Raw genomic sequence first — 2,790 nt, 5'->3', positions numbered from 1 at the left:
GCCCAGCCGGGCAGCGCCGCCTCTGCCGCATCCGCCGCCGCAGCCGCATCAGCCACCGTTGCCGCTGCCGCGCGCGTCGCCACATCGCCGGTCAACGGGTTCATCCGGTCGAACTGGCTTGCGGCTTCGATTGCCCGTCCGCCGATCAGCAAATCCGTCTTGAACATCGGAACCATCCTCTCGTGATTGATATGTCGCATATCAATATTGGCCAAGCGATGCAATCGGGGTAAAGCCGCTTATGGCCAGAAACGAACCGCCCGCCGCGTTGCACGATCCGCTCGATGCCCTGTTGGGTTATCAGCTGCGCCGCGCGTCGAGCGTGATGATGGCGGACTTGGCCGCGACACTGCGCGAGACGGGGCTTCGTCCGGTCGAGGCGTCGATCCTGCTCGTGATCGAATCCTCCCCCGGCTGCACGCAAAGCGATGTGGGACGGCTGCTCGCGATCAAGCGCGCGAACATGGTGCCGCTGATCGCGGGGCTTTTCCGCCGGGACCTGATCTATCGCGCGCCGGTCGATGGCCGGTCGCAGGCGCTGTTCCTCTCGCCTGCCGGCGAGGCGATGGCCAAGGACGCGCGCAAGGCGATCAACACGCATGAACAGCGCTTTCAGGACCTGTTCGACGAGACCAAGGTTGCCGCCCTGCTCGACGGGCTGCGCCTGATCCGCAAGCACGGTTAGGCGCGGCATGGCCGTGCGGCGCGCGATCCGTGTGGCCTGATCCGGAGGAGGCGGGGTCATGATGGAAAGCCTCAACCTGCGCCATCTGCGGTCGGTGGTGGCGATCACGCGGCTCGGCAGCATTTCCGCCGCTGCGACGCACGTGAACATCTCGCAGCCCGCCATCACCCAGGGCCTGTCGAAGCTCGAGGCGCAGCTCGGCATCGCATTGTTCCACCGCTTGCCCGAGGGCATGCAGCCGACCGAAGCGGCGGCTGTGCTCACCCCGCGCATCGAACGCGCGCTCGACCATGTCGGCAGCCCTTTGGTCACGATGGCACAGATGCGCGCGCTGCTGACCCTGGCCGAAGGCGGCAGCTATGCACGCGCCAGCGCGATCACCGGCCTGTCGCAACCTGCGCTGCACCGCGCTCTGGCCGATCTTGCCATCGTTCTGCGCCGCCCGCTGGTCGAACGCCGCGGCAAGGGCATCGCCTTCACCCATGGCGGTCGCCGCACCGTCCGCGCCTTCCGCCTGGCGCGCGCCGAGTTGCGCGCGGGTCTGGCCGAGATCGAGACGCTGAAGGGACGCGAGGTGGACCGGATTGCGGTCGGTGCGATGCCGCTGTCGCGCGCCAGGGTGCTGCCCGAGGCGGTCGCGGCCTTTCATCTTGCGCATCCCGAGGCGCGAATCCTGATCAGCGAAGGCGCGTTCATCGATCTGATCGAGCCGCTGCGCGACGGTGATCTGGATGTCATCGTCGGCGCCTTGCGCGATCCCGCCCCGGGTGAGGATGTGGAGCAGCAGCCGCTGTTTCTCGATCGGCCGGCGATCATCGGGCGCAAGGATCATCCGCTGGCCAGCGGCGTGGCGAGCCTGGCGCAGCTGGCCGAATATCCGTGGATCGCCTCGCCCGCTGGCACGCCGCTCCATTCCCGCTGGCGCGCGATGTTCGAGCGCGCGGGCCTGGCCCTGCCCCGGGTTCCGATCGAGTGCGGATCGGTGATCGCCATCCGCCAGATTCTCGCGACGAGCGATTTTCTCGCGATGCTTTCGCCCGACCAGGTCGGACTGGAGCTTTCCACCGGTTTGCTCGGCATCATCGCTGAAGTCCCCGCCGAACTGAGCCGGACCATCGGAATCACCATGCGCAGCGGCTGGCGCCCGACCATGGTACAGGCTGCATTTCTCGAGCAGCTGCGGCTGGCCTCGGGTGCAATCGATGCCAGCCGCACAGCATAAGAAAAATCTAAATCTGACCGTAGCTTGCTTCACCCGCCAGGCCGTCTGGCATCAGAATTCGAAGCTCGCCTGCAGGAACCATTGCCGCGGCCGCGCGAAGATGCGCTCGGCATAGCCCAGGGTGGCCAGCGAGGCGTTGCCCTGGATCAGGTACCGCTCGTCGAACAGGTTGGTGAGGCCGCCCTGCAGCTTCCAGCCATCTTCGTGCGACAGCGTCAGCGAGGCATTGCCGACGAAATAGCCGTCCTGTTCGATTTCCGGCACGCTGCCCGTGATGAACACCAGCGACGAGGTGTACGACCCGTCGAAGCGCGGGGTCAGCTTCATTGCGTCGGTCAGCTGGAAATCATAGGCGATCCCGAAACTGCCCTGGAACGAGGGGGTCAGCGGCAGGTCGTCACCCGGCAGCACGGTCGCGGTGGCCCCGGGCACGGCAGTGATCGACAGGATGTCGTCGTCGAGCAGGCTCGCCGAGGCCTCGAACGAGAACCCGCCGCTGCGATACGAGGCTTCGGCCTCGAACCCGCGGATGCGCGCCTTGCCTGCGTTGAACAGCAGCGGCACGGGGCCGGCGCGGAAGATCAGCTGGATGTCCTGATAGTCCGCCTGGAAGGCCGCGAGATTGAGGCGAAACGCGCCGAAATCCATCTTCGCGCCGAGTTCGTAGCTGTCCACCGTTTCCTCGTCGAACGGGATCGGCACATTGCCCGCGGGTGCGGCGTTGTAACGGGTGTTGAAACCGCCCGACTTGAAGCTGCGCGCATAGGAGACATAGGTGCTCAGCCAGTCGGCGACCTGGTAGCGCACGCTCGCCGATCCGGTGAGCGCGGAGAAGGTCTCGCGGTTGGGCGTCGGGAAGATGAACAGCGGACCGCCCTGCGGG

The 2,790-nt window shown here is 66.5% G+C and carries 3 protein-coding genes; 2 read left to right on the top strand and 1 reads right to left on the bottom strand.

Annotated elements, in window-relative coordinates:
* The first annotated feature begins 241 nt into the window (after nucleotides 1-241).
* A complete protein-coding gene (locus tag DM995_RS19560; protein WP_116970752.1) occupies nucleotides 242-685 on the top strand; it encodes a MarR family winged helix-turn-helix transcriptional regulator in 444 nt (147 codons plus the stop codon).
* Between the two features lie 58 nt (nucleotides 686-743).
* Nucleotides 744-1,907: a LysR family transcriptional regulator gene (locus DM995_RS19555; RefSeq protein ID WP_116970751.1), complete on the top strand. Its 1,164-nt coding sequence runs from the start codon at nucleotides 744-746 to the stop codon at nucleotides 1,905-1,907.
* A gap of 51 nt (nucleotides 1,908-1,958) precedes the next feature.
* On the opposite strand, the gene DM995_RS19550 is transcribed toward DM995_RS19555, so the two are convergent.
* Nucleotides 1,959-2,790: TonB-dependent receptor domain-containing protein (locus tag DM995_RS19550; RefSeq protein WP_116970750.1), on the bottom strand; the 832-nt coding region annotated here is incomplete at its 5' end.

It is taken from the genome of Blastomonas sp. UPD001, from assembly GCF_003426715.1.
Classification (GTDB): domain Bacteria; phylum Pseudomonadota; class Alphaproteobacteria; order Sphingomonadales; family Sphingomonadaceae; genus Blastomonas.
The sequence above is the reverse complement of the archived record's forward strand: the minus strand, read 5'-3'. Positions and strand labels throughout refer to the sequence as shown.

Bases quoted from the DNA above. Each gene is read 5' to 3' on its own strand.
- DM995_RS19560 (WP_116970752.1), top strand. From the start codon at position 242: ATGGCCAGAAACGAACCGCCCGCCGCGTTGCACGATCCGCTCGATGCC.
- DM995_RS19555 (WP_116970751.1), top strand. From the start codon at position 744: ATGATGGAAAGCCTCAACCTGCGCCATCTGCGGTCGGTGGTGGCGATC.